Source organism: Bradyrhizobium sp. USDA 4472, assembly GCF_054058595.1.
In genome coordinates this window covers 3,186,544-3,205,982 of record NZ_JBSSAM010000001.1, presented here as the reverse complement: position 1 = coordinate 3,205,982, position 19,439 = coordinate 3,186,544, and the positions used below count along the sequence as shown (strand labels likewise).

Annotated in this window: 21 protein-coding genes, 1 tRNA gene and 1 riboswitch; of the genes, 7 read left to right on the top strand and 15 right to left on the bottom strand. The window is 64.6% G+C overall.

Going from position 1 to position 19,439, the window contains the following annotated elements; translation table 11 throughout:
* Nucleotides 1–39: 39 nt before the first annotated feature.
* From ACVWZ4_RS14710 to ACVWZ4_RS14700, 3 genes are all read right to left on the bottom strand, one after another.
* Nucleotides 40–504, bottom strand: a complete 465-nt coding sequence (locus ACVWZ4_RS14710; protein ID WP_456700066.1) for a GNAT family N-acetyltransferase — start codon at nucleotides 502–504, stop codon at nucleotides 40–42.
* 97 nt (nucleotides 505–601) lie between these two features.
* Nucleotides 602–1,183 (bottom strand): helix-turn-helix domain-containing protein, encoded by a 582-nt coding sequence (locus ACVWZ4_RS14705; RefSeq protein WP_456700067.1) that lies wholly within the window; start codon nucleotides 1,181–1,183, stop codon nucleotides 602–604.
* 177 nt (nucleotides 1,184–1,360) lie between these two features.
* A tRNA-Gly gene (locus tag ACVWZ4_RS14700) sits at nucleotides 1,361–1,434 on the bottom strand.
* A gap of 317 nt (nucleotides 1,435–1,751) precedes the next feature.
* On the opposite strand from ACVWZ4_RS14700, the gene ACVWZ4_RS14695 reads away from it, so the two are divergent.
* The 4 genes from ACVWZ4_RS14695 (at nucleotide 1,752) to ACVWZ4_RS14680 (ending at nucleotide 4,089) form a co-directional block, all read left to right on the top strand.
* On the top strand, nucleotides 1,752–2,591 hold the full coding sequence (locus ACVWZ4_RS14695) for a helix-turn-helix transcriptional regulator (protein ID WP_456700068.1): 840 nt from the start codon (nucleotides 1,752–1,754) through the stop codon (nucleotides 2,589–2,591).
* Between the two features lie 54 nt (nucleotides 2,592–2,645).
* Nucleotides 2,646–3,005, top strand: coding sequence for a VOC family protein (locus tag ACVWZ4_RS14690; protein WP_456700069.1), 360 nt, complete (start codon nucleotides 2,646–2,648; stop codon nucleotides 3,003–3,005).
* A 146-nt stretch (nucleotides 3,006–3,151) separates the two neighbouring features.
* Complete coding sequence (locus ACVWZ4_RS14685) at nucleotides 3,152–3,547, top strand: SRPBCC family protein (RefSeq protein ID WP_456740619.1); 396 nt, start codon at nucleotides 3,152–3,154, stop codon at nucleotides 3,545–3,547.
* A 113-nt stretch (nucleotides 3,548–3,660) separates the two neighbouring features.
* Nucleotides 3,661–4,089 (top strand): hypothetical protein, encoded by a 429-nt coding sequence (locus ACVWZ4_RS14680; protein WP_456700071.1) that lies wholly within the window; start codon nucleotides 3,661–3,663, stop codon nucleotides 4,087–4,089.
* Here ACVWZ4_RS14680 and ACVWZ4_RS14675 read toward each other — a convergent pair.
* From ACVWZ4_RS14675 to ACVWZ4_RS14660, 4 genes are all read right to left on the bottom strand, one after another.
* Nucleotides 4,086–5,525 (bottom strand): MATE family efflux transporter, encoded by a 1,440-nt coding sequence (locus ACVWZ4_RS14675; RefSeq protein WP_456740618.1) that lies wholly within the window; start codon nucleotides 5,523–5,525, stop codon nucleotides 4,086–4,088. The two genes, ACVWZ4_RS14680 and ACVWZ4_RS14675, sit on opposite strands and share 4 nt — an antisense overlap.
* Before the next feature lie 166 nt (nucleotides 5,526–5,691).
* Nucleotides 5,692–6,744 (bottom strand): hypothetical protein, encoded by a 1,053-nt coding sequence (locus tag ACVWZ4_RS14670; RefSeq protein ID WP_456740617.1) that lies wholly within the window; start codon nucleotides 6,742–6,744, stop codon nucleotides 5,692–5,694.
* A 123-nt stretch (nucleotides 6,745–6,867) separates the two neighbouring features.
* Nucleotides 6,868–7,272, bottom strand: a complete 405-nt coding sequence (locus tag ACVWZ4_RS14665) for a PAS domain S-box protein (RefSeq protein WP_456700074.1) — start codon at nucleotides 7,270–7,272, stop codon at nucleotides 6,868–6,870.
* A 55-nt stretch (nucleotides 7,273–7,327) separates the two neighbouring features.
* Nucleotides 7,328–8,464, bottom strand: coding sequence for a 2'-deoxycytidine 5'-triphosphate deaminase (locus ACVWZ4_RS14660; protein WP_456700075.1), 1,137 nt, complete (start codon nucleotides 8,462–8,464; stop codon nucleotides 7,328–7,330).
* An 80-nt stretch (nucleotides 8,465–8,544) separates the two neighbouring features.
* A riboswitch (SAM riboswitch) is annotated at nucleotides 8,545–8,624 on the top strand.
* 73 nt (nucleotides 8,625–8,697) lie between these two features.
* Between ACVWZ4_RS14660 and ACVWZ4_RS14655 the strand changes: the two genes are divergently transcribed.
* Nucleotides 8,698–9,885 (top strand): O-succinylhomoserine sulfhydrylase, encoded by a 1,188-nt coding sequence (locus tag ACVWZ4_RS14655; protein WP_456740616.1) that lies wholly within the window; start codon nucleotides 8,698–8,700, stop codon nucleotides 9,883–9,885.
* A 71-nt stretch (nucleotides 9,886–9,956) separates the two neighbouring features.
* Here the strand turns inward: ACVWZ4_RS14655 and ACVWZ4_RS14650 are convergent, their stop codons facing one another.
* The 3 genes from ACVWZ4_RS14650 to ACVWZ4_RS14640 are packed head-to-tail and all read right to left on the bottom strand — an operon-like array spanning nucleotide 9,957 to nucleotide 12,997.
* Nucleotides 9,957–10,958 carry an SGNH/GDSL hydrolase family protein gene (locus ACVWZ4_RS14650; RefSeq protein WP_456700077.1) on the bottom strand — a complete coding sequence of 334 codons (1,002 nt, stop codon included), beginning with the start codon at nucleotides 10,956–10,958 and terminating at the stop codon, nucleotides 9,957–9,959.
* Nucleotides 10,959–10,970: 12 nt separating this feature from the next.
* Nucleotides 10,971–11,741 (bottom strand): SGNH/GDSL hydrolase family protein, encoded by a 771-nt coding sequence (locus ACVWZ4_RS14645; RefSeq protein WP_456700078.1) that lies wholly within the window; start codon nucleotides 11,739–11,741, stop codon nucleotides 10,971–10,973.
* Nucleotides 11,741–12,997 (bottom strand): OpgC domain-containing protein, encoded by a 1,257-nt coding sequence (locus tag ACVWZ4_RS14640; protein WP_456700079.1) that lies wholly within the window; start codon nucleotides 12,995–12,997, stop codon nucleotides 11,741–11,743. Before ACVWZ4_RS14640 ends, ACVWZ4_RS14645 begins: the two co-directional genes overlap by 1 nt.
* Nucleotides 12,998–13,175: 178 nt before the next feature.
* Between ACVWZ4_RS14640 and apaG the strand changes: the two genes are divergently transcribed.
* Nucleotides 13,176–13,568, top strand: coding sequence for a Co2+/Mg2+ efflux protein ApaG (gene apaG / locus ACVWZ4_RS14635; RefSeq protein ID WP_456700080.1), 393 nt, complete (start codon nucleotides 13,176–13,178; stop codon nucleotides 13,566–13,568).
* A 109-nt stretch (nucleotides 13,569–13,677) separates the two neighbouring features.
* On the opposite strand, the gene ACVWZ4_RS14630 is transcribed toward apaG, so the two are convergent.
* The 3 genes from ACVWZ4_RS14630 to ACVWZ4_RS14620 all read right to left on the bottom strand — a co-directional run bounded on the left by ACVWZ4_RS14630 (nucleotide 13,678) and on the right by ACVWZ4_RS14620 (nucleotide 16,925).
* Nucleotides 13,678–14,685 carry an Hsp33 family molecular chaperone gene (locus ACVWZ4_RS14630; RefSeq protein WP_456740615.1) on the bottom strand — a complete coding sequence of 336 codons (1,008 nt, stop codon included), beginning with the start codon at nucleotides 14,683–14,685 and terminating at the stop codon, nucleotides 13,678–13,680.
* 114 nt (nucleotides 14,686–14,799) lie between these two features.
* Entirely contained in the window at nucleotides 14,800–15,723 is a 924-nt protein-coding gene (gene argF, locus ACVWZ4_RS14625; protein WP_456700082.1) for an ornithine carbamoyltransferase, read from the bottom strand.
* The gene (locus ACVWZ4_RS14620) at nucleotides 15,723–16,925 is read right to left on the bottom strand and encodes an acetylornithine transaminase (protein WP_456737024.1); all 1,203 of its coding nucleotides are present in this window, start codon (nucleotides 16,923–16,925) and stop codon (nucleotides 15,723–15,725) included. Before ACVWZ4_RS14620 ends, argF begins: the two co-directional genes overlap by 1 nt.
* 454 nt (nucleotides 16,926–17,379) lie before the next feature.
* Between ACVWZ4_RS14620 and ACVWZ4_RS14615 the strand changes: the two genes are divergently transcribed.
* On the top strand, nucleotides 17,380–17,892 hold the full coding sequence (locus ACVWZ4_RS14615) for a GcrA family cell cycle regulator (protein WP_456700084.1): 513 nt from the start codon (nucleotides 17,380–17,382) through the stop codon (nucleotides 17,890–17,892).
* Between the two features lie 100 nt (nucleotides 17,893–17,992).
* Here ACVWZ4_RS14615 and phoB read toward each other — a convergent pair whose 3' ends face one another.
* Nucleotides 17,993–18,700 (bottom strand): phosphate regulon transcriptional regulator PhoB, encoded by a 708-nt coding sequence (phoB, locus tag ACVWZ4_RS14610; RefSeq protein ID WP_254134943.1) that lies wholly within the window; start codon nucleotides 18,698–18,700, stop codon nucleotides 17,993–17,995.
* Between the two features lie 22 nt (nucleotides 18,701–18,722).
* On the bottom strand, nucleotides 18,723–19,439 hold the full coding sequence (gene phoU, locus ACVWZ4_RS14605) for a phosphate signaling complex protein PhoU (RefSeq protein ID WP_456700085.1): 717 nt from the start codon (nucleotides 19,437–19,439) through the stop codon (nucleotides 18,723–18,725).

Below are 19,439 nucleotides of genomic sequence, written 5' to 3'. Positions count from 1 at the left end.
CAGGGCCGGAATTTCGATTCCCGGTTGCGCGGGCGTCAGCTACGAGTGGGCCAGATCAAGTGTCAGGTACAGGCTGTTGGGGTCTTCGACATAGGCCGCGAACGGATCGCACGGTACGAAACCGTGGGCCTGGTAGAGCGCGTGCGCCGGCTTGAAATAGTCCCACGAGCCGGTCTCGAGGCTCAACCGCTTGAGGCCACGCCTGCGCGCCTCGGCGATGATGTGGCGGAGCATCAGGCCACCAAAGCCGCGCCGGCGCGTAGTCTGGAGCGTGTGCATCGACTTCACCTCGCCGTGGTCCACCGACAGCGTCTTCAGCGCGCCGGTCGCAACCAGGGCCTCGCCATCCCAGCCGGTCCAGAACGCGACGTCACTGGCGCGAAGGCCTGCGAGATCGAGCGCATGCGCGCTGCCCGGAGCGGTCTGGGCCCGCGCGGCCGCGACGTGGTGGTCGAGCAGCGCGACGACGCGCGGATCGAAGGTGTCGCCGATGCGAATCAGCATCGTCATGACTCCAAGCTACCTGCGAGTTGCTCCGGCATGGAGATGGCGAGGATATCTTCGGCATCCTGGATGGGTGGCGTCCCGTGCGATCGGTGCATCACATTTTCCCGTAAGAGGTGCCGCGCCTGGTGATGATGACGTAGCGGGCATCCTGTTTGGTTTCGTTCTCAAAAATCACCGCGCGCATCACGTCGAAGTCGAGACAGTCACCGTCGCGCAGGCGCACTGCCTTGGCATCGATATGCACGCAAACCGCGCCCTCCAGCATCAAGAGCTGCTGGGTGAAGGCATTGCGGCCCCAGGGGCTGTAGGGCACCCGCGCACCGGCAGGCAGGTCGACGACGATGATCTCGATGCCGCTCGCCGCATCGACCGGGGAGGCGTGGCGGCGCCGGTAGCCGCTATCCGGATCGCGCCATTGCGGCTGGTCGGCAAGCCGCGTCAACCGCTCCGGCGGCTTCTCAGACAGCGCGACGACGTCGCTGAGCGAGACATCGAGCGCCGAACAGAGCTTGTTGAGCAGCGCCGCGGTGGCGCTGCTCTGCGCCCGCTCGACCCGACCGATCATGGCCCGGCTGACACCGGAGCGGCTCGCGAGCTCGTTCAAGGTCATGCCGGCCTGGGTTCTCAACGTCTTCAAACGGCGACCGATCGCGCGATCGAGTTTCTGCTGGTCCATGGTCTTCCGATCCGAACATTGCCCGGCACATGGACCGCATCCGCCGGACGGGAAGAGCTTAGGCCGGGGAGACGGGGCGTGCCGGGAGCCGGCGGCTAATATATTGGAATTTCGGCGCGGCCGTGAGCGGCTGGCGGCTGGCGGCTGGGTCGAATGCAAATGGCAGCGGCGGAAGTCTGGAGCGGGCGAAGGGAATCGAACCCTCGTATGCAGCTTGGGAAGCTGCCGTTCTACCATTGAACTACGCCCGCTTACGCGCGTGTCCTGCGCCCCTCCTGATTAGCCGAGACGGTGTCCGTCGCCAAGCGGTTTGGCGTGCCGGGCGCGACAGTTGTTAACGTCCTGGTCAGAATCCAGGCGCGACGGATTGTGGCGGTGTTATGATCACGCCGGTGTGAGGAACGTGCGATCGGTGGGCGTGCACGTGTTCGGCCTGCTTACGCAATGTTCGACACGGCCATCGGCGCTTTCGGCGCGGCTCGAGGGCGCCCGTCCGATCGAAAGCGAGACGCTATTCGAGGTGCTGCTGCCCGTTGCCCCGCCGCGCTCGCCCTCCTAAATACCTTTGATGGATGCGACCACGCTGCTGACGTCACAGTCGATGACGGTCTCCGAGTTTCGTTGCGACGCGGGACCGGCCGACAAGCCGTTTGCCGAATGCCGCGATGGTCATTCCATCGCTTATGTCCGCTCTGGAAGCTTTGGCTGCCATTGCCGCGCCGGCTTCTTTGAACTGGTGGCGGGGTCACTGCTGGTCGGCGCACCCGGCGACGAATACACCTGCACGCACGAGCATGTTTGTGGCGACGTCTGCCTTTCCTTCTTCTTCAGCGAGGACCTGGTCGATGCCCTCGGCGGACGACGCGAGTGTTGGCAGGTCGGCGCGGCGCCGCCGCTGCCCGAGTTGATGGTGCTGGGCGAACTCGCCCAGACGGCGGCAGATGGCAACAGCGACTTGGGCCTCGACGAGGTCGGCCAGATCCTCGCCGGGCGCTTTGTCGAGATGGTTTCGGGCAAGCCGCGCAAGCGGGTGGCGCCCACGGCGCGCGACCGCCGCCGCGCCGTGGAGGCCGCGCTGTGGATCGACGACAACTCACATGCCGGAATCGACCTTGAGCAGGCCGCGCGCCTCGCAGGTTTGAGCCCGTTCCATTTCCTGCGGCTGTTTTCCAACGTGCTCGGCGTCACCCCGCATCAATATCTGGTGCGCTCGCGGCTGCGACATGCGGCACGTCTGCTCAGTGACGACGATCTCGCGGTCACCGACATCGCCTATGACGTCGGCTTCGGCGACCTCTCCAACTTCGTCCGCACCTTCCATCGCGCCGCCGGCCTGTCGCCGACCCGGTTCCGGCAGGCCGCAAAGGGCGAGCGCAAGATTCTCCAAGAGCGGTTCGCACTCAATTGACTAGGATCATCTCCATCGCGCGCCACTGAGCGGCGCTTCGCAATGGAGATGACCATGTACGACCATATCGGACTGCGCGTTGCCGACCTCGACGCCGCCACGCGTTTCTACACGGCGGTGCTGGCGCCGCTCGGCTACGTCCTGTGCTCGAGCGGCGACGGTTATGCCGGCTTCGGGCCGAAGGGCGAGCCGGCCCTCTGGCTGCATCTGAACAAGGGCCGCAAGGCCGACGGCATGCATATCGCGTTTCGCGCCAAGGACCACGATTCGGTGAAGGCATTTCATCGCGAGGGGCTGAAAAGCGGCGGCCACGACAATGGTGGCGCGGGACCGCGCAAGGATTATAGCCCGACTTACTACGCGGCGTTCTTGATCGATCCTGATGGCAATAATGTCGAGGCGGTTTGTACGTGAGCTGGCCACGAACTCCGTCATTGCGAGGAGCCCTTGCGACGAAGCAATCCAGACTGTTTCAACGGAGACATTTCTGGACTGCTTCGCTGCGCTCGCAATGACGCAGGGCTTGGCGACCACCTGCCGAAATCAAGGACAGTTTTGCAATGGCCTCCATCCGCAACGACATCTCCCTCCCCGCCCCGGCCCGCGACGTCTGGGACGCGGTGCGCGATTTCGGCGCGCTGCATCAGCGGCTGGTGCCGGGCTTTGTCACGGCTTGCTCGCTCGACGGTGACACGCGCATCGTCACTTTCGCCAACGGCTCGGTCGCGCGCGAGGTGCTGGTCGATTGCGACGATGCGCGACGGCGGCTGGTCTATGCGATCAACAGCGAGCGATTGAAGCATTACAGCGCCTCGGTGCAAGTGATCGCCGAGGGTGACGCGGATTGCCGCCTGGTCTGGATCATCGACATGCTGCCCAACGAACTTGCGGCTTATGTGCAGGAGCAGACGAAAGCGGCGGTGAGCGCCATGCACAAGGCGTTTCCCACGAACTAGCGCGCCTGCGTGACGTATCTCACAGAGGTCCGCCCGCATCGGCCGTAACCATATTCGCGTGCGTCCTGACGGCCTCGCTCTCCCGGCGGGGCCACGCACGCGAGGAGCATGCCATGAGAGGTGCGGACAAGGTGATCTGTCAGGCAGCCGCCGTGCTGCTGCTGTTTTCGGTCGCGAGCTCGCCGGCCCAGGCGCAGTTCCTCGGCAGCGCTGCCGGCGGCGAGGATATGATGACCCAGATGGCGCCGATGCTGGAGATGATGAAGGCGAAGATGGGCAAGCGCCGCTTTGCCATGATGATGCAGACCATGGGCCCGATGATGAGCCGCATGATGGAGAACGGCGGCGGCGGGTTAGGTGGCCTGATGGGTGGCGGCGGGCTCAGTGTGCCCAATTACGGCGGCTATGCGCCCGCGGGCGGCGGCGACATCATGGGCATGCTCGGTGGCTCCGGCGGCGGCGACATAATGGCGATGATCCCGCAGATCATGCGGCTCGCCAATGTCGCCGGCGGCGGGCATCGCCGCCACAAGCATCGCTAGTCCGCAACCAGCACTGGCTGGACGGCCGGCTTCGTTTCGCGCGGCCCCCAGCGGGTCAGCACCACGCTGGACGATGAGAGCAGGCCGAGCACGACCATCGAGCTCGCGGCGAGCCAGAAGAAGTTCTGCGCCGTCGCCTCGTGTGTCGACAGCCACCAGCCGCAGGTCGCGATGTAGATCAGCCGTGCAGTCTGCGCCAGCACCGGGCCAATGACCTTGGCCGCACCTTGCGACGAGAAGTACATCGTCGAGGCAAGGCCGATGAACGCGTAGAACGGCGCCACGGTCGACAGATATTGATGACTGGTCGCGCGCACCGTGGGGCTGTCGGTGAAGATGTCGACCCAGAGATCGGGGAACAGGGCGACGAGGCAGGCCGGCGCACCGACGGCAACGAAGGCACTCGCGCCCGCGATCCAGGCGATGCGCCGCGCGCGGCCGATACGGCCGGCGCCGACCGCCATGCCGATCATCGGCACGGAGGCGATTCCGAACGAGAATGCGATCGAGGTCAGCAGGAATTCGAGCCGTGCGCCGATGCCGTAACCGGCGAGGATCGCGGTGCCGAACTTCGCCAGCATGTGGGTGAAGATCGAGATCGTCAGCACCGATTGCAGCGGCGAGAAGCAGGCGATGGCGCCGACCTTCAGGATGTCGAAGAACATCGACCACTGGATGCGCAACCCACGCAGCTTCGGCACGACGCGGGCGCGGCCGGAAAACAGATACCAGCCCATCACGCAGATGTTCATGGAGTAGGCGATCAGCGCGCCCGCCGCGACCCCGCGCATGCCGAGTTGCGGGAAGGGCCCGAGCCCGAGGCCCAGCGAGCCGCCGAGCACGATCTGCCAGACCGCGGAGTTGAGGATCAGGAGCGACGGCAGCTTCATGTTGCCGGTGCCGCGCAGCACGCCGGCCATGGTGTTGAGCAGCCACGGCAGCACGGCGCCGCCGAAGAAAACCTGCGTGTAGGCGATCGCGTGCGCCAGCACATTGCCGCGGCCACCGAGCATCGTGAGCACCTGCGGCCCGAAGAGCAGCATGGAGAGCATGAACACGAGGCCGAAACTGATGCCGATCAACAGCGCATGCGCGGCGAGCGTCCCGGCCCGTTCGCGATCGCCGGCGCCGAGCGCACGTGCGATGGCGGAGGCGACAGCACCGCCCATGGCACCGCCCGACATGGTCATGGTCAGGATCACGGTCGGAAACACCAGCGCCATCGCAGCCAGTGCCTCCACACCAAGTCGTCCGATATAGGAGGTCTCCGCGATCACCACGCAGGTGCCGGCGGACAAAGCGACTACGTTCGGCCAGGCAAGAGAGAGCAGCGTGCGCAGGATCGGCCCGTCGGTCAGCGCGCTCCGCGTGGGGCGCGGTGGCCGCGGCAGCGGACGTTCCTGCACATCGACCGGGATCTCGGCGATCTCAGTCATTTGCTCTCCCGGGTACAGGCGCCATTCGCGGCGCGGCAATGCATGGGTGCGCCAATCAATTTGCTCGCGCGAGAGGCGCGATACGTCACTGTTAGCACGCTGGCTGCCGATTCCTCCTGCGTCAGGTGCAGGCGTGCCCTGCGGCAGCGCATTTCAAGTGGTGGAATTAGCTGATCGTCCAGATCAGCGGCGGCCTGTCATCTACGGCCGGGCGCAGGTGGACCCCGATATGCCGGCCGCATCCGGCAGCCAGCCCCTCGAACAGCCCCTCCAGCACCTTGGCGCAAGCGCGATGATGGTCGGCGACGTCGTCCATCAACTTCCAGCTCTGCTGGCGGATTTCGAAGCTGCCTTCGGATTGCCTGGTCTCGGCCGCGTCGTCCTGCGCGGCGAACAGCGCGTTGAGGAAGGATGCGAACTCGCTCGCGCCACCTCTTGTCATCGACAGGGCAGCCGCAACCTCTTCGAAATGTTGCATGCCGATCAGCTTGCCGGTGAGGTGCAGGAGATAGCCGGCATCTTCCGGCCCGAACAGCTGCACCATCACCGGCGCCGCCGTACGCACATATTCCATGGCATAGTTGCGATGGGCCTTTTCCAGCCGCGGCTTCGGCCAGCTCGCAACCGGCAAAGCCGGCGCGTTCTTCGCATCGAACAACGGCGCTTCGAGATGCCGCGCGAACACCAGGCGCTGGTCGAGCTCGAGTGGATGGTCGTATTGATGATAATAGCCCTCCAACCCGTCCTGCCCGTCGACGCTCTGCTTGGTGCAGACGAAGCCCAGCCTGAGATCGCCGAGCGCGACGCCGTTGTTGGCGTGCCAGCCCCTCAGCATGGCGCGCGAGACCTCGCCCGGCACGCCGCAGATCGCGGTGCCCTTCCAGATCCAACGCGGCGGAGGATAGCGGATCCAGGCCTTGGTGTCGCTCTCATACATGTATTCGACATGCACGCCGCCGATCCAGTTCGAGAGATAGTGATATTGCGCGGCAGCGACTGCCGGCGGCAGATGCTCGATGCCGAGCTTCCTGAGCCCCGGCAGGAAGCGCTCCAGCTGCTGGCGGCGAAATACGCGAAAGACGAATTCGGCGGCATCCGCCGTACCGCGCCGCGTCACCACGGTGAGGATGAGGCCGGTGAAGTAGGCGTGGTAGAGATCGGCGATGGCGCGCCAGCATTTCCATTGCGCTGCTTGCGCGGCGTCTGCGGTGGCGGTCATGTTCACTCCCGATCGTCGTTTTGATCGAGTGTGTCACTGCGACTGGTAGCAGGCAACATGATGCGCGTGCAGGGCGCCCTGCACGGCGGCCCGTCAATTCCGCATCACGAAGCTTGCGAGGCCCTAATTGTGCGCAGCTTTGGCCGCCCGCTCGCGTTCGACGCGCTCGGTGACATCACGTGCCATCGCGACCGATCCCTGGACGGCGCCACCGGCATCACGCACCAAGGCAAAAGTCATTTCGATGTAGAGCTTGCGTCCGCTCTTATGCAGCGCGCGGGTCAGCGTCGGCCTGCCCGCAAGCTTCATCGCACCGCCGGCGAGCGCGGCCTCGAAGCCCTTCCAATGCGCGGCGCGCAGATGCTCGGGGATGATCAGATCGAGATTCTGACCCAGTGCCTCGTCGGCCGAGAAGCCGAACAGCGCCGTGGATGCGCGATTCCAGCGCGTGATCGTGCCGGAGCGATCCGAATAGATGAGCGCGTCGGCAACGTCGTCGAGGATGTTCGCGTCGAGTCGATCGATCATTTCGCCACCTCGCGGCCCGGATTTCGCTTCGCGCCATCCGGGCTACAGGATCGGGCTACACCCGGAAATGCTTCGAAAGTTTGAGGCCCTGCGCCTGGTAGTTGGAACCGATGCGCTGGCCGTACATCGCGTCCGGGCGCGCCAGCATCTTCTCGTAGACGAGACGGCCGACGATCTGGCCGTGCTCGAGGATGAACGGCACCTCGCGCGAGCGCACCTCGAGCACGGCGCGTGCGCCTTGCCCGCCGGCGCCGGCATAGCCGAAGCCCGGATCGAAGAATCCGGCATAGTGCACGCGGAATTCGCCGACCAGGGGGTCGAACGGCACCATCTCCGCGGCGTAATCGGGCGGGACCTGCACGGCTTCCTTCGAGGCGAGGATGTAGAACTCGCCGGGATCGAGGATCAGGCTGCCGTCGGGACGGGCCGAGATCGGCTCCCAGAAATCTTCCACTGCATAGCCGGAGCGACGATCGACGTCGACGACGCCGGTGTGGCGCTTGGCACGGTAGCCGACGAAGCCACTGCCGTTCTCGCCGGAGAGATCGACCGAGACGGCAACGCCGCCGGTGAGATCGGCATCGTCGATGTCGACGAGACGCTCGGTGGCGTGCAAGCCATCGAGTTCGTCGGCGTTGAGGATGGCGTCACCGGTGCGGAAGCGCACCTGCGACAGGCGCGAACCCTCACGCACCAGGACCGGAAACGTCTTCGGGCTGATCTCGGCATAGAGCGGGCCGTGATAGCCGGCGCCGATCATGTCGAAACGGCGGGTGCCGTCGGCGATCACGCGGGTGAAGACATCGAGCCGCCCGGTCGAGCTTTTCGGATTGGCGGCCGCAACGATCTCCGGCGGCAGCGCGAGGCTTTCCAGCAGCGGCACGATGTAGACGCAGTTGGTCTCGAGCACCGCGCCGTCAGCGAGGCTGAATTCATGCAGCTTCAGCTGGTCGATGCGCTCCGCGACGGTGGCGCCGGGGCCGGGCAGGAAGCTCGCACGCACGCGGTAGGCGATGTCGCCGAGACGCAGATCGAGGCTCGCCGGCTGGATCTGGCTTTCGACGAAATCATATGCGGGCAGGATGAGGCCCGCTTCCGCCATCGCCGCGATCATGCGGTCGGGCAGGATACCATTGGCGTCGGCGGCAACCGTGAACGTCAACCGTGGGTCCTCATCGGGGGTCAAATGCATCCGGACATGCGGGAAATACCAGCCTTTTACGGCTATCCGATGGACGCCTTGACGAAAAGGGCATTGCGGAATATGAGCATCACTTATCCCGTGGTGATTTGAGCCGGCCGGCTTGCAGCCACGTTAAATAAGTCGCTAAACAGGCCGGGGACCTCTGTGATCCCGGCCCGTGGAGATATCCAGGCCGGTTTTTTTGTGACCGTTTTCGCTCAACGGTCATATCGGAGGGTCCTATGTCGAAGTCGCCTGCCAACTACCGCCCCGAAACCCGCCTGGTCCATTCCGGCACGCTGCGCTCGCAATATGGCGAGACGTCGGAGGCGCTGTTCCTGACCCAGGGCTATGTCTACAGCAGCGCCGAGGAGTGCGAGGCGCGGTTCAAGGGCGAGGACCCCGGCTTCATCTATTCGCGCTATTCCAATCCGACGATTGCGATGTTCGAGCGCCGCATGATCGAGCTCGAAGGCGCCGAAGCCGCGCGCTCGGCGGCAACAGGCATGGCAGCGGTGACGACGGCAATCCTGGCGCCGCTCAAGGCCGGCGATCACGTCGTGGCCTCCCGCGCACTGTTCGGCTCATGCCTCTACGTCATTCAGGATTTGTTGCCGCGCTACGGCATCGAGACCACGCTGGTCGACGGCGCCAATCTCGACGAATGGCAGCGCGCGCTCAAGCCCAATACCAAGACGTTCTTCCTGGAGAGCCCGACCAACCCGACACTCGACGTGCTCGACATTCCCTCGATAGCCGAGATCGCGCATAGTGGCGGCGCGCGGCTCGTGGTCGACAACGTGTTCGCGACGCCGATCTGGCAGAGCCCGCTCGCGCTCGGCGCCGACGTCGTCGTCTACTCCGCGACCAAGCACATCGACGGCCAGGGTCGCTGTCTCGGCGGCATCATCCTGGCCTCGGAAGCCTTCATCGCCGAGCACATCCACAATTTCATGCGCCAGACCGGCCCGTCGATCTCGCCGTTCAATGCCTGGGTCCTGCTCAAGGGCCTCGAGACGTTAGGCGTGCGCGTGCGTGCGCAGACCGACACCGCGGCGCGCATCGCCGACGTGCTGGCGAGCCATCCGAAGATCGCGCGGCTGGTCTATCCCGGCCGCGAGGATCATCCGCAGGCGGCGCTGGTGAAGAAGCAGATGCGCGGCGGCTCGACGCTGGTCGGCTTCGAGGTGAAGGGCGGCAAGGCGGCTGCGTTCCGCGTGCTCAACGAGCTGAAGCTCGCAAAGATCTCGAACAATCTCGGCGACGCCAAGAGCCTCGTCACGCATCCGGCGACGACAACGCATCAGCGGCTGAAGCCGGAGGTGCGCGCCGAGCTCGGCATCGGCGAGGGATTCATTCGCTTCTCGGCCGGGCTCGAGCACGCGGATGACCTGGTCGAGGATTTGACGGCGGCGCTGGAGACGGCGTGAGGGCCGAATGGCGAATGGTGAGTGGCGAATGGATCAATCCCTGTTCGCTACTCGCCATTCCCTACTCGCCTCTACATCGGCCGATACGTCCGCACGTCCGCGGGCACGTTCACCCCTAACTTGATCTGGCCGACCGAGCGGATGATGTCATCGCCCAGCAACTGCGCGAAGCAGGCGTAGCCCCAATCGTTCATATGCAGGCCGTCGGCGATGACGAAGCTCTCGACCGGAAGCGCCTGCTTCTCGTGCCACTCGCGCATCACCTCGAAGCGCGGGAAGATGCCGACGTGACGGAGCTGAGCGACCTTGCCGAGCAGCTTCACCATCTTGCTTGCGCTCTCGGGACGCTCGGTGACGCGCGGTGAATATTGCGGGTCGACCAGCACGACGTCGGCATCGCCGGCGGCCTGGATGCGGGCGACGCCGTCCTCGACCATTTTCGCAGTGTCGCCGGGATCGAGATTGCGCAGCACGGCGTTGGTGCCGACCTGCCAGATCACCAGGTCCGGATGCACATCGATGACTTGCGTCTGGAGGCGCTTCATCATCTCGGGCGCATCCTCGCCGCCCACACCGGCATTGATGACGGTGATGTCGGCAGTCGGATATTGCCGGTGGAGCTGCCCGGCGAGGCGGTTCGGATAGTTGTAGTCGGGCGAGCTCGCGCCGTAGCCGGCCGTCGAGGACGAGCCGAACGCGACGATCACGACGGGCTTGCCGGCAATGAGCTTGTTGGCGACATGCGGCAGCGAGCCCATGGGATTGGCGCCGCCCTTCGGCGACAAACAGGGCACACGACTAAAAATGTCGCCGGCGGATTTGGCGACCTGCTTCACCTTGTCGATCGCGCGCGACGTGAGCCCGCGCTGCTCGCCTGCGGGCTGGCTGGCCGCAGCGACCGTGGTCTGAGACGGCGATGCGGATGCGGGATTAGCGGCCTGCTGCGGCGCGGACGTCGCCTCGGCCGCTTGCGCGTGAGCAGGCGCCTGCAGCACGGGCGTCAGCATCAGCAGCGCCACCGCCGCGGGCGCGGTCAGCCATGTCGAAAGGGCAAAAGGGCGGAGAGAACTCATTAACGCTAGACCTCAATTTTGCTGCTGGGCCGGCGCCAGATGGGCAGCGTCGATCACAAATTGCGCCAATGCCCGGCCCAGGCAATCATGGACCTGCTTCGCCAGTTCAGGGCCGCGGGAAGGGCTGAACAGGTCGAACTGACCCTGGTCATTCCACTGCCGCATGATCGCGAAACGGTCGAACAGCGGGACATCATGCTCCTGCGCCACCACCCGCATATTGTCGAGATAGGGCGGCGCCGAGATCATGGTTTCGGTACGCGGGCTATATTGCAAATTCATCAAGACGACGTCAGCCCCTGCATTTTGCAACGCAGCGACCCCTTCGGTCACGGCGCCACGAAATTCGTCGGGATCGATCGATCGGATAGCATCCACCGTTCCGGTCTGCCAGATGACCAAAGTAGGAGCTTTGGCTTCCATGAGCTTAACGAAGGTACCCGCGGCCTCCTCCGCTGTCTTCTTGCTCTGTATTTCTACGGAGACGTGCACGGTCTCTGCAGGCGCCAGCTTCTCCTTCAAAATGGCCTGCATCCGCGCCGGATAGGAACTGTCCTCCTGGGCCGGAATGGTGGTGGAGCGGCTGCCGATGACGAGGATCTCGAGCGGCTTGCCTGTTTTCACGGTGTCCGCGACCTTGTGGAGCTGACTGTCGGTGGCAAGGAGATAAGGCGGCAGTTCGCAGGCGGCAGGCGCGGCAGGCACAGCATCGCCCGCGCGCGCCGAAGGCGCGGCGAGGCCGCCGCATAGCAGGATCAGGCTTAGGAAAACCCTCGCCTTCATCAGCCCCCTCCCGCCAGATCGGCATTGCCGGCGGCGTTTTTGGTTTTCGCACCGCTCTTGTCAGCCACGCGCTTGTACCACGAAATGACCCAGGCCACCGCCCACATGATCAGGATTCCGGAGAGACTAATCAGCGCATGCATGGCTGGCCCCCCGGCGACCTCGGCCAAGATAAAGTGACCGGCGAAGGCCAGGAAGACGCCGAGGCAGAATATCTCCAGCGAATGCTGGCCGCACAGGATCAGCGGCCGCAACCACGGCGATCTAAGGCCCGGCCACTCCCGCGGCAGGAAGCGTACGGTGAGCGCGGCCAGCGCCAAAAAATGCGTGAAGCGCAATACGTCGAGGTCGGTCTTGTCGATCGGATACATCCACTGCTCGAGGCGCTTCGGCATGAAGTGCGAGAGCTGCGGCACGTACCAGGTCAGCGTCACGTAGAACGCCGCCACGATGTAGGCGATCGAGATCCACATCGTCACGGGTGATGCCAGAATGCGCGACATGCGTCGTGCACCTCCGAGCGCGCACCATGCTCCGAACACGAACAGCAATTGCCAGGCGAGCGGATTGAAGGCCCAGAAGCCGTTCGGATAGGCGGAGAAGAACAGGTCGAATTCCCAGGTCACCGCGTAGAGCACGGCCGAGAGCGCGAGCGTGACGTCGGGCCGCCGCTTCATCGACCACAGGATCAGTGGTAGCGCCAGCATCAAGACGATGTAGAGCGGCAGCACGTCCATGTTGACGGGACGGAAGCGCAGCAGCAGCGCCTGCACGATGGTGATGTCGGGCTGCTTGAGGAAATCCATGATGCCCATCTCTTCGGTATAGAGCGGGTTCTCGAAGCTGGTCGCGACGTAGGAGATTTCGGCGAGGAAGATCGTGAACAGGAATACGTGAGCAACATAGATCTGCCAGACACGCCGCAGAATGCGCGCGGTGGCGACGACGAAACCATTCTCCAGCATCGCGCGGCCGTAGACGAAGGCGGCGGTGTAGCCGGAGATGAAGATGAAGATCTCGGTCGCGTCGCTGAAGCCGTAGTTGCGGATCGTGAACCAGGTCAGCAGATTCGGCGGAAGATGGTCGATGAAGATGAGCCACAGCGCGAGACCCCGGAACAGGTCAAGCCTGAGCTCGCGCTCGCCGATGGCAGGCAGCGTGATGGCTGGCGCAGTAACGCGCGGCTTGGCCTCCACAGGTTTGGCTCCTGCAGTTCCCGCGATCGTCGATCCCGTCACTTGATCGGCAATGGTCATCGGGGCCAAAAACCCTTCCGCAAATCGCGACGTATGGGAGTGTACCGGTCCTGTCGCCGCCTCGCAAAGCGGCTGGATCACATCAGGGCCTAATTCCTCGTGAATTCTGGCGGGACGATGTCGCCGGGACCGCCTGCGGCGTTTGGTTCCCGGCGGGGTTTTCGTTATGATGGCAGCCATGTACCGCGCCGTGACCCGCCAGATCGAAGTAACCGTCGAGCCCAATTTCGTGCCGGGGGAGTCCTCGGCCGAGCGCTCCCGCTATTTCTGGTCCTACACCATCGTCATCACGAACACCGGCAATGAGACGGTGCAACTGCGCACGCGGCACTGGATCATCACTGACGCCACCGGGCGCCAGCAGGAGGTCCGGGGCGAGGGAGTGATCGGTGAGCAGCCGACGCTAGCCCCCGGCGAGCGCTTCGAATACACCTCCGGCGTCCCGCTCACGACCGCCTCCGGCTTCATGACCGGCCGCTACCAGATGGTCAGCGCAAGCGGCGAACGTTTCGAGATCGACGTGCCGACGTTCTCGCTGGACAGCCCTGACAACAAGCGGGTGTTGAATTAGCCTCCCAGCGCAGGCTCCGTCGGGTGGATTGGCCGAAAGGCGCAATCCACCGCTGACAGAAACAAAAGAGCTGGATTACGCTTCGCTGATCCACCTACGGGGCCGACACCTACGCGTCTTCCACGCCCGCTTCATCAGGCGTGAACTCGTACACCGACGAGCAGAACTCGCAGGTCACGACGACCTTGTCGTCCTTGACCATGGCGGAGCGGTCGTCCGCTGAAAAGCTCTTCAGCATCGACGCAACCGCGTCGCGCGAGCAGGAGCATTGCGCTTTCAGGACCATTGGCTTGAACACGCGCACGCCGCGCTCGTGGAAGAGGCGGTAGAGCAGCCGCTCGCCGGACAGATCGGGGTCGATCAGCTCGACGTCCTCGACCGTCTCGATCAGCGAGCGGGCTTCGACCCAGGCATCGTCTTCGGCAACGCTATGCACCTCAAGGCCCTCGGGCGCATCGCCAGGATGCAAATCCGCCTGCCGCGCGCGCTCCGGTGCCTTCGGCAGGAATTGCATCAGCAGTCCGCCGGCGCGCCAGCGATGCTTGCCGCCGTCGCTCGAGCGCCACTCCTCGCCGACCGCGAGACGCACGCGCGTCGGGATCTGCTCGGAGCGCAGGAAATATTCGTGTGCGGCATCTTCCAGGCTGCCGCCGTCGAGCGCGACCAGACCCTGGTAGCGGCTCATGTCGGGCCCCTGGTCAATAGTCATGGCGAGGTGGCCGCGGCCCAGCAGCGTCCCGGAATCCTTGGCATTGCCGAGGCGCTCGGCATCGAAGCGCGCATAGGCGCGCAGACGATCGGGCGCCTGATAGTCGACCACGAGGAAAGACACCGGGCCGTCGGTTTGGGCCTGAAGGATGAAGCGGCCTTCGAATTTGAGCGCCGAGCCGAGCAGGGTCGTCAGCACGATGGCCTCGCCGAGCAGCTTGCCTACGGGTGCCGGATAATCGTGCTTGGTCAGGATCTCGTCGAGCGCGGGACCAAGCCGCACCAGGCGGCCGCGCACATCGAGCGCGTCGACCTCGTAGGGCAGCACGGCGTCATCGATCGGAACCGCTGATGGCGCGCGAACCGGGCCTTCGGGCCCGGTTTTTATGTCAGGAGATTGGGAAACCATGGCGCTCTATCTGGGGTCGGTCTATGCGAAATGAAAGAGGCACGCCCGCATTCCGGCGCCCCTCGGAACGACGGCCTGCGTAGCCCGGAGTGACCACCGGGCCCATGAGAAGGATCACTTCACCGCGTCAAAGCACCAGGCCAAAATGCCCTTCTGCGCATGCAGGCGGTTTTCGGCCTCGTCGAACACGACCGATTGCGGGCCGTCGATCACCTCGTCGGTGACCTCCTCGCCGCGATGGGCCGGCAGGCAGTGCATGAACAGCGCGTCGGGCTTGGCCAGTGACATCAGCTTGGAATTGACCTGGTAGGGCTTGAGCACGTTGTGGCGGTGCTCGCCTTCCTTGTCGCCCATCGACACCCAGGTGTCGGTGACGACACAATCGGCGCCCTTGACCGCGGCCTCGGGATCGGTGCCGAGCACGATCGGCGCACCCGTGGTCTTGATGAAGTCGCGCATCGCCTTTTTCGGCGCGAGCTCGGGCGGCGTCGCGACATTGAGCTGGAACTTGAAGCGCTCGGCGGCGTGGGCCCAGGACGCCAGCACATTGTTGTCGTCGCCGGTCCAGGCCACTGTACGACCTTCGATCGGGCCGCGATGCTCCTCATAGGTCATGAGGTCGGCCATCACCTGGCACGGGTGCGAGCGCCGCGTCAGGCCGTTGATGACGGGCACGGTCGCGTTCGCCGCGAGTTCCAGCAGGGCCTCGTGATTGAGGATGCGGATCATGATGGCGTCGACATAGCGCGACAGCACGCGCGCGGTGTCGGCAATGGTCTCGCCGCGGCCGAGTTGCATCTCGGCACCGGTGAGCATGATGGGTTCGCCGCCGAGCTGGCGCATGGCGACATCGAATGAGACGCGGGTGCGGGTCGAGGGGCGCTCGAAGATCATCGCCAGCGTCTTGCCTTCGAGCGGCTTGACCGGCTGGTGCGCCTTCTGCTTCGCCTTCATGGCGGAAGAAGCCGCGAGCATGCTCTTGAGCTCGGACAGCGGCAGCTCGTTGATATCGAGGAAGTGCTTGGGACTCTTGCTCATCAGCTTGCCGCCCGCTTGTTACCCGACAGCGCCGTGCAGGCGCGTTCGAGCCTGGCGACGCTGTCCTCGATCTCGGCTTCGGTGACGATCAGCGGCGGCAGGAAGCGTACGACATTGTCGCCGGCGCCGACGGTGAGCAGTTTTTCGTTGCGCAAGGCCGCAACCAGATCGCCTGAGGGCACCACGGCCTTGATGCCGATCAAGAGCCCCTCGCCGCGGACTTCGCTGAGGATATCGGGGTGACGGTCGATCACGGAAGCGAGTTTCTGCTTCAGGAGCAGCGACATCTTCTGCACGTGGTCGAAGAAGCCGGGCTTGAGCATGACGTCGAGCACGGCGTTTGCAGCTGCGATCGCCAGCGGATTGCCGCCGAAGGTCGAGCCGTGCGAGCCGGGTCCCATGCCGGAGGCTGCATCACCCGTTGCCAGCACCGCGCCGATCGGGAAGCCACCGCCGAGCGCCTTGGCGAGCGACATCACGTCAGGCGTGACGCCGGTGCGCCGATGGGCAAACAGGTCGCCGGTGCGGCCCATGCCGGTCTGCACCTCGTCGAAGGCGAGCAGCAAGCCCTTCTCGTCGCAGAGCTGACGCAGCGCCTTGAGGAAAGACGGTGTCGCAGAGCGCACGCCGCCCTCACCCTGGATCGGCTCGATCAGGATGCCGGCGGTGTGTGGCCCGATCGCCTTCTTCACGGCCTCGATGTCGCCATGCGGCACCTGGTCGAAACCGTCCATCGGCGGCCCGAAGCCTTCGAGATATTTTGCCGATCCGGTCGCGGCCAGCGTCGCCAGCGTGCGGCCATGGAAAGCGCCTTCGAAGGTGACGATGCGATAGCGCTCGGGATGGCCCTTGGAGAAGTGATGATGGCGGACCAGCTTGATCACGCCCTCCAGCGCCTCGGCGCCGGAATTACAGAAGAACACGAAGTCGGCAAAACTCTCGTTGCACAGACGCGCGGCGAGCTTCTCGCCATCCGGGCTCTGGAACAGGTTCGACATGTGCCAGAGCTTGGTGGCCTGCTCCTGCAGCGCCTTGACCAGCGCGGGATGGGCATGTCCGAGCGCATTCACGGCGACGCCCGAGGTGAAATCGAGATACCGATCGCCATTGGTTGCGATCAACCAAACGCCTTCACCGCGCTCAAAACCGAGATCGGCCCTGGCGAAAACGGGGAGCAAATGCGGCGCTGCGCTGTTAGTCATGACGGCCACTTGAATGTTGCGGACGGTGTGGGCGTGCATTGCGCAACGCACCATTGACCAGCCTGAAAACGAAACGTGCCGCCTTTTAAGGGCGGCACGCGTCACCATTTTAGGCCTGGTGAAACGGGTGTCAATGCCGCCCGAACGCCTCGCGACATGCTGAATCCGTAGTCTTGCGGTGGCGATTTTGCGGGATATTCGCCACGGAACATGTGGAAGCGAGTCGCCGGACTCTTGCGCGTGAGTCACGCCATATTGTAGCGTTCGGCTTGTCAGATACGACATCTCGTGCAGCGGTTCTGATCCCAAAAGTCCTCTTGTACCGGCGTAAACGTTCGGGCGTCTGATTGCGCCCGGCGAGCCTTAAGGGATTCTGGCGGCACGGGTTTTTCGAAGCTTACGCATTCGTCGTGCGGCCCCGCAGATGGCGGCGCGCGGTGAAGGAAAGGGTGCCATGACCGTTTTGACCTGGTCCGACGATCGCGTCGAACAGCTGAAAAAGCTCTGGGAGGCCGGACTTTCGGCCAGCCAGATTGCCGCTGAGCTTGGGAATGTCACCCGCAACGCCGTGATCGGCAAGGTACACAGGCTCGGCCTGTCCGGCCGCGCCAAGAGCCCGTCTTCGGCAGCTCCCCGGCCGCGCAAGGCGCGTCCCGCGCAGCACATGATGCGCGTGAGCCGCCCGATCTCGCGGGGCAACACCGCACTCGCCCAGGCCTTCGAGGTCGAGGTCGAGGCTGAACCTGTGACCTTCGACAACGTGGTGCCGATGAGCCAGCGGCTGTCGCTGCTCGAATTGAACGAGGCCACCTGCCACTGGCCGGTCGGCGATCCCTCGAGCGCGGACTTCTTCTTCTGCGGCGGCAAGGCGCTCTCCGGCCTGCCCTATTGCGCCCAGCACTCGCGGGTCGCGTATCAGCCGGCGGCCGATCGTCGCCGCGCGCCGGCGAAGCCGGGTCCGCGCTGAGCATGGCTCCAGACGACAGCGTCCCGGTACCTGCGACGATCGAGACATAAAAAAGCGCGCCCCAGGGCGCGCTTTTTATTTTGCTTGCATGTCACCGTGCTCAGGCCTGCTCGGCCTTCGCGAAGCGGTCGTCGAGCGCGTAGCCGGCGCCACGGACGGTGCGGATCGGGTCCTGCTCGCGGCCGAGATTGAGGAGCTTGCGCAGGCGGCCGATATGCACGTCGACGGTCCGCTCGTCGATGTAGATGTCGCGGCCCCAGACGCTGTCGAGCAACTGCTCGCGCGAGAACACGCGGCCGGGATGCTCCAGGAAGAACTCCAGCAGGCGATATTCGGTCGGGCCGAGGTCGATCGGCCGGCCCGAGCGCGCCACGCGACGCTTTTCGCGGTCGAGCTCGATGTCGCCGAAAGCCAGCACGGTTGCGAGCCGCTCGGGGCTTGCACGCCGCAGCAGTCCTTTCACCCGCGCCAACAGCTCAGGCACGGAGAACGGCTTGACGATGTAATCGTCGGCGCCGGTGGCGAGGCCGCGCACCCGCTCGCTCTCCTCGCCGCGCGCGGTGAGCATGATGATCGGCAGCTGCTTGGTGTCGGACCGCGTCCGCAACCGGCGGCACAGCTCGATACCGGACAGGCCCGGCAGCATCCAGTCGAGCACGATCAGATCGGGAATGTGCTCCTTGAGACGGGTGTCGGCGTCGTCGCCGCGCATCACCGTCTCAACGTCATAACCGTCGCCTTCGAGATTGTAGCGAAGCAGCTCGGTGAGAGCTTCTTCGTCTTCAACCACCATAATGCGTGCGCCCATGGGGTCGTCGCTCCTTGAGGATTCAGGTGTTGGGGACGGTGGTTGCGAAGGTCGTCATGTCGCCCTTCGGTCGCTTGTCGGTGATGGCCTGGCCTTCGATCATGTAGAACACGGTCTCGGCAATGTTGGTGGCGTGGTCGCCGATCCGCTCGATGTTCTTGGCGCAGAACATCAGATGGATGCAGAACGAGATGTTGCGCGGATCCTCCATCATGTAGGTGAGGAGCTCGCGGAACAGCGAGGTGCAGATGGCGTCGACCTCCTCGTCGCCCTTCCACACCACCATCGCCGCCGGCAGATCATGCGCGGCATAGGCATCCAGCACCGACTTGACCTGTTGCTGCACGAGGTCGGTCATGTGCTCGAGGCCACGGAACAGCTTGAGCGGATGGAAATCCGTCTCAAGCGCCGCGACGCGTTTGCCCATGTTCTTGGCGAGGTCGCCGATCCGCTCGAGATCGGTCGCGACGCGCATGGCGCCGACGATCTCGCGCAGATCGATCGCCATCGGCTGGCGGCGGGCGATGGTGAGCACGGCGTGCTCCTCGATCCGCCTTTGAAGCGCGTCGATCTCGGCGTCGGTGATGACCACGCGCTGGCCGAGCGCGACGTCGCGACGGATCAGCGCGTCGACGGAATCGACGATCATCCGCTCGGCGAGGCCGCCCATTTCCGCGACCGACCGGGTGAGCTCCTGGAGGTCGGTATCGAAAGCCTTTGCGGTATGTTCAGAACCCAT